Below are 6,158 nucleotides of genomic sequence, written 5' to 3'. Positions count from 1 at the left end.
TCATTGGCCACACCCATCACAAGCCCGCGCTTGCCCGCCATCAAATTCGCCATGATCGTTACCCGTGATACCGGCTGAGCAGCATGGAGCCATTCGTGCCGCCAAAGCCAAAAGAATTCGTCATCACCGTGTCGAGGCCCGCGTTTTCGCGCAGGTCGGTCGCAATCTCACCCGGCGACAACGCTGGGTCCAGCGTTTCGACATTGATCGAGGGCGCGATGAAATCGCCCTTGAGCATCAGGAGGCAGAAAATCGCCTCGAGCGCGCCGGCGGCGCCCTGGGCATGGCCGGTCATGGATTTGGTCGAGGAAATCGGCGGTGTCGTGCCCTGACCAAACACCCGGCGGACCGCCTGCACCTCACCCACATCGCCCACGGGGGTCGATGTGCCATGGGCGTTGATGTAATCGACGCGGCGCCCCGCAGGCAGGGATTGCAGCGCAAGGCGCATCGCGCGCTCGCCACCCTCGCCGCTTGGGGCGACCATGTCGTGGCCGTCGGAGGTGGCGGCGAAACCCGTGACCTCGCCCAGAATGGTGGCGCCGCGCGCCAGCGCGTGATCGAGCGCTTCCAGCACCACGATGCCGCCGCCGCCTGCGATGACAAAGCCGTCCCGGCCCGCATCAAAGGCGCGCGAGGCTGTTTGCGGCGTGTCGTTATACTTCGAGGACATCGCGCCCATGGCGTCGAACAGGCACGACAGCGTCCAGTCAAGCTCTTCGGCACCGCCCGCAAACATCACATCTTGCTTGCCCAGCATGATCTGTTCGGCCGCCGCCCCGATGCAATGCAGCGAGGTCGAGCAGGCGGACGTGATGGAATAATTGACGCCCTTGATCTTGTAGGCCGTGGAGAGGTTGGCCGAGATCGTGGAGGACATGCATTTGGGCACGGCAAAAGGACCGATGCGCTTGGTGGCACCCGTGGACAGCACCGATTGGTGGGCCGCGAACATGGCGCTGGTCGATGGCCCGCCCGACCCCGCGATCAGGCCCGTGCGCTCGTTGACAATCTGATCCTCGGTCAGGCCCGATTGCGCGATGGCCTCAGCCATGGCGATGTGGGCATAGGCCGCACCCGCACCCATGAAGCGCAGGGTCCGCTTGTCGATATGCGCGGCCGGGTCGATCTTGAGCGTGCCGGCGATCTGGCTGCGAAAGCCATGCGCCACCATATCCGGGTGCGTCTCGATCCCCGAGCGACCGGCGCGCAGACTGGCTTCCACCTCGGCGGCGGTGTTTCCGATGGGCGAGACGATGCCCAATCCCGTGACGACGACACGGCGCATGTGGCCTCCCTCAGTCATTCGGCGCTTGTGTAGGGCATGGATGGGCACCCGTGCAAGCCGATAGCTTTGCCCATATGGGTTGCACGAAAGACTTGGCAATATTCCCCAACCCTCCGGTTCACACCCGCCGGGGGGCCGTCCGCTTTCACAAGGATCGAGACTGAAGCGGGATCAGGACCCAAGGCATGGGGCACAAGACCGGTCAGCTTTCGCTCAGCGCGACCTTCATGTCCTTGACAAGATAAATCGTTTCGCCATCGGCCTCGACCCGGCCATCGGCCACGCCCATGGTCAGGCGGCGGGTCTGGATCGCCTTGGTGAAATCGACAAAATAGGTCAGCATGCGGCGATCGGGGCGCACCATTCCGGTCAGTTTCACCTCACCCACACCCAGCGCATAACCCCGCCCCTTCCAGCCACGCCAGCCAAGGTTGAAGCCGGTCAGTTGCCACAAGCCGTCAAGGCCCAAACAGCCCGGCATGATCGGGTTGCCCGGAAAGTGACAATCAAAGAACCACAGATCGGGGGTGATGTCGAATTCGGCCACCACATGCCCCTTGCCGTGCAGCCCGCCGTCTTCGGATATCTCGGTGATGCGGTCCATCATCAGCATGGGCGGCGCGGGCAGCTGGGCATTGCCGGGCCCGAACAATTCACCGCGCGCACAGGCCAAAAGCGCGTCACGGTCAAAGGAAGTGGGATAATCTGCCATGTCCCCCCGCAGAATGCACGACCCCGGCCCTGCGCCGGCACGCCCGGTCTAGCATCGGGGCTTGTAACGACGCAAGTGTGGCGGGCGATCGGGCGGTTTGACATTGAAACGCGACGCCAAAGCCCTCAATATACATATGTCAAGGCCAAGGATGACAAAGATCATGACCCCCGAAGCGCTGGAACGCGGAAAAAGCTGGTTGATCGAGGCCGATCTGCGCCCGACCCGGCAACGCCTTGCCCTGGCCGCGATGTTGGTGGGCGACGGTCAAAACCGCCATGTGACCGCCGAAGGCTTGCATGATGCGGTGCTGGCGACGGGCGACCGCGTATCCTTGGCCACCGTCTACAACACGCTCAAGGCATTTTGTGATGCGGGTCTCATGCAGGAGGTGACGGTCGATGGCTCGCGCAGCTATTTCGACACCCGAATGGACGACCACCCGCATTTTCACTTCGAAGACAGCGGTCGGTTGACCGATGCACCGGCGGCACAGCTTCAGATCCGCGCGCTTCCTGAAGTGCCCGAAGGGTATGAAATTGCCAAGCTCGACGTGGTGATCCGTCTGCGCCGCAAGAGTTGATCACAGGTTCGGGGCCCTTTGGGACGGCGCATGCCAAGCCTGTGGGGTGATATCCGGTGCCATTGCAGGTTGCTCCGATCTGGCAGCATGTGCGGCATGCCATCAAGGGTGCTGTGACAGTATAACGAGCGACGGCAGTGCGATGGCCCATGACAACCGGGAAAAACATCCTGCTTGTCAGTTTTGACAATTGCATGCCGTTCCAGAAGCAAAGTGCGGCGTTTGGCGTGCGCCTTCAGACTCCCAATCTGGACCGGATCATGGCGCGCGCGGCGGTGTTTCGCGCCGCGCACTGCGAAATTCCGCTGTGTGGGCCGTCGCGGGCCAGCTTCATGACCGGGCGCATGCCACATGACATTGGCCTGTTGTCAAATGAAGGCCATGTGTTCGACCTGATCAATGCGCAAGACATCTGGACCTGTCGGCTGAAAGAGGCACGATATTTCTGTTCTTCGGGCGGCGGGGTGTGCCACGGCCGTAAACCGTTGAAGTGGCGCCACAGCACGCATGACATCGACGGCGAAGATGTCGCCCTGCCTGATATCCGGGCGGCGATGGTGCGACAGGCCGAACACCACAAGGATCAATTCATCTGGGGGCCAGTGGCCAGCACGACGATCTACCGTATCCCGGACCGCTTTGCTGAGGTGCTGTAAATCCGGCTCGGCGGGTCAAGTGACCGCGCCCTGCCTGGCGATGCGTGTCGCGATCAGGTCACAACGGGCCGCCACCACAACCGGGGTCGTTTCCGCCTAGCCAAACGCGGCCATAGCCTGTAACGGCAGGGCCAACCCCGAAGTCTCCCTCAAAAGGCGCCCCATGGACCTCCGCAATATTGCGATCATCGCGCATGTCGACCACGGCAAGACCACGCTCGTCGACAATCTTCTCAAACAATCCGGTGCATTCCGCGACAATCAAGCGGTGGCAGAACGTGCAATGGACAGCAATGATCTGGAACGCGAGCGCGGGATCACGATCTTTGCAAAGCCCACATCCGTTGAATGGAAGGGCACGCGGATCAATATCGTCGACACCCCCGGCCATGCCGATTTCGGCGGCGAGGTCGAACGTATCTTGTCGATGGTCGATGGTGTGGTGCTGCTGGTCGATGCCGCCGAAGGCCCGATGCCGCAAACGAAATTCGTGACATCTAAGGCGTTGGCGCTTGGGTTGCGACCCATCGTTGTGCTCAACAAGGTCGACAAGCCCGACGCCGACCCCGATCGCGCGCTCGATGAGGTCTTCGATCTGTTCGCAGCCCTCGATGCCGACGAAGATCAACTGGATTTTCCGCATATGTACGCCTCGGGCCGGGCGGGCTGGGCGGATCATAAGCTCGACGGTGCGCGCAAGGATTTGGGGGCACTGTTTGACCTGGTGGTGAACCACGTGCCACCGCCGCGTCAGATCGCGCGCCAAAACGAAGATTTCCGGATGTTGGCCACGACGCTGGGTGCAGACCCTTTTGTGGGGCGACTGCTGACGGGGCGGGTGGAATCAGGTCGCCTGAGGGTGGGCCAGACCGTGCAGACGCTGAGCCGTCTGGGCGAAAAGGTGGAACAGTTTCGCGTCACGCGCATTCAAGCCTTTCGCGGCTTGAGCCAGCAAGACATCGAGGAAGCGCTGGCCGGCGATATCGTCAGCCTTGCGGGGATGACCAAATCGACCGTGGCCGACACGATCTGTGCGCTGGCAGTGGACAAGCCGCTCTATGCCCAACCCATCGACCCGCCGACCATCACCGTCACCTTCGGGATCAACGACAGCCCGCTGGCCGGGCGCGACGGCAAGAAGGTGCAATCGCGCGTCATCCGCGAGCGGCTGCTGAAAGAAGCGGAAAGCAACGTCGCCATCAAGGTCACCGATACGCCGGGCGGCGAAGCCTTCGAGGTGGCAGGCCGCGGCGAATTGCAGATGGGCGTGTTGATCGAAAACATGCGCCGCGAAGGCTTTGAGCTGTCGATCTCGCGTCCGCAGGTGCTGTTTCGCGAAATCGATGGCGTCAGGCACGAGCCGGTCGAAGAGGTCACCATCGACGTGGATGATGAATTCACCGGGGCCGTGATCGAAAAGATCACCGGGCCGCGCAAGGGTGACATGAAGGAAATGAAGCCCGCAGGTGCGGGCAAGACCCGCATCATCGCGCTGGTGCCTTCGCGTGGCTTGATCGGCTATCACGGCGAGTTTCTGACCGATACGCGCGGAACGGGCGTTTTGAACCGTGTCTTTCACGCTTGGGAGCCCTACAAGGGTCCAATCGAAGGGCGGCGTGCGGGGGTGCTGATCTCGATGGAGAACGGGGTTTCAGTGGCCTACGCGCTGTGGAACCTCGAAGAACGCGGGCGCATGTTCATCGGGGCACAGGCACCGATCTACACCGGCATGATCATCGGCGAGCATAGCCGAGACAATGATCTTGAGGTCAACCCGCTGAAGGGCAAGAAACTGACCAACGTGCGTGCATCAGGCACCGATGAAGCGGTGCGTCTGACCACACCCATAACCATGACGTTGGAACAGGCCATCGCCTATATCGATGATGATGAACTGGTCGAAGTGACACCCAATGCGATCCGCTTGCGCAAGCGCTTTCTTGATCCCCATGAGCGTAAAAGGCAGGGTCGCGCCAGCTAAGGCCGGGCGCAAAACGCATCAAAGCCCGCAGCACCTAACGATGCTGCTGGCTTTTTCATTTCATGACGCCCCGTAGGATGGCCCGGAACGCACAGCCTATGGCTTATCCTGCGCCACCGTTCCCGCGCCCGGCAACAGGTGATCCATCAACATCGAAGGCTGTTCGCAGCCAGCCTCGCCGACGATCCGGGCTGGCACGCCAGCCACGGTTTTGCACGGCGGGACCTCCTCGAGCACGACCGAACCCGCCGCGATGCGCGAGCAATGGCCGATGCGGATATTGCCCAGCACCTTGGCGCCTGCTCCGATCAACACACCGTCGCCGATCTTGGGATGGCGATCCTCGGTCTCTTTGCCGGTGCCGCCCAGCGTGACCGAGTGCAGCATCGACACATTGTCGCCTACGACTGCCGTTTCGCCCACGACGATGGAATGGGCATGGTCGATCATGATGCCCTTGCCGATGCGGGCAGCCGGGTGGATATCCACACCAAATACCTCAGACACACGCATCTGCACGAAATAGGCAAAATCGTGACGCCCTTGTTGCCAGAGCCAATGACCGACACGATAGGCCTGCACCGCTTGAAAGCCCTTGAAAAACAACAATGGCTGAATGAAGCGATGGCAGGCTGGGTCGCGGTCGAACACCGCCATGATATCGGCACGCGCTGCCACCCCAAGCGATGGATCAGCGGCATAGGCTTCATCGGCGATCTCGCGCAAAAGCTGTTCGGACATCTCTCCCGAGGCCAGCTTTTGCGCCATGCGATAGGCCAGCGCCATTTCCAGCGTTCCGTGATGCAGCACACAGCCATGGATCAGGCCGCCCAGAAGCGGTTCATCGGCAACGGCCTGTGCTGCCTCTTCGCGGATGCGGCTCCAGACAGGATCGACCCCTGCCAGTTTCGGTTGCACCTTTGCCATGGCTTTGCCCT

At 61.7% G+C, this 6,158-nt stretch carries 6 protein-coding genes; 3 read left to right on the top strand and 3 right to left on the bottom strand.

What is annotated here, in order from left to right:
- Positions 1 to 58: 58 nt before the first annotated feature.
- Both Q0094_RS07200 and fabA read right to left on the bottom strand, forming a co-directional pair.
- Positions 59 to 1,288 carry a beta-ketoacyl synthase N-terminal-like domain-containing protein gene (locus Q0094_RS07200; RefSeq protein ID WP_297617002.1) on the bottom strand — a complete coding sequence of 410 codons (1,230 nt, stop codon included), beginning with the start codon at positions 1,286 to 1,288 and terminating at the stop codon, positions 59 to 61.
- Between the two features lie 202 nt (positions 1,289 to 1,490).
- A complete protein-coding gene (fabA, locus tag Q0094_RS07195) occupies positions 1,491 to 2,000 on the bottom strand; it encodes a bifunctional 3-hydroxydecanoyl-ACP dehydratase/trans-2-decenoyl-ACP isomerase (protein WP_297616994.1) in 510 nt (169 codons plus the stop codon).
- Between the two features lie 163 nt (positions 2,001 to 2,163).
- Here fabA and irrA point away from each other — a divergent pair, with 163 nt between their 5' ends.
- From irrA to typA, 3 genes are all read left to right on the top strand, one after another.
- Entirely contained in the window at positions 2,164 to 2,583 is a 420-nt protein-coding gene (gene irrA / locus Q0094_RS07190; protein ID WP_297616999.1) for an iron response transcriptional regulator IrrA, read from the top strand.
- 149 nt (positions 2,584 to 2,732) lie between these two features.
- Positions 2,733 to 3,239, top strand: coding sequence for a sulfatase-like hydrolase/transferase (locus Q0094_RS07185; protein ID WP_297616991.1), 507 nt, complete (start codon positions 2,733 to 2,735; stop codon positions 3,237 to 3,239).
- Between the two features lie 163 nt (positions 3,240 to 3,402).
- Positions 3,403 to 5,220, top strand: coding sequence for a translational GTPase TypA (gene typA, locus Q0094_RS07180; RefSeq protein ID WP_297616988.1), 1,818 nt, complete (start codon positions 3,403 to 3,405; stop codon positions 5,218 to 5,220).
- Between the two features lie 96 nt (positions 5,221 to 5,316).
- Here typA and cysE read toward each other — a convergent pair whose 3' ends face one another.
- Positions 5,317 to 6,147, bottom strand: a complete 831-nt coding sequence (gene cysE / locus Q0094_RS07175) for a serine O-acetyltransferase (protein ID WP_297616996.1) — start codon at positions 6,145 to 6,147, stop codon at positions 5,317 to 5,319.
- Between the last annotated feature and the right edge of the window lie 11 nt (positions 6,148 to 6,158).

It is taken from the genome of uncultured Roseicyclus sp. (assembly GCF_937892565.1).
Lineage (GTDB): Bacteria > Pseudomonadota > Alphaproteobacteria > Rhodobacterales > Rhodobacteraceae > Roseicyclus.
The sequence above is the reverse complement of the archived record's forward strand: the minus strand, read 5'-3'. Positions and strand labels throughout refer to the sequence as shown.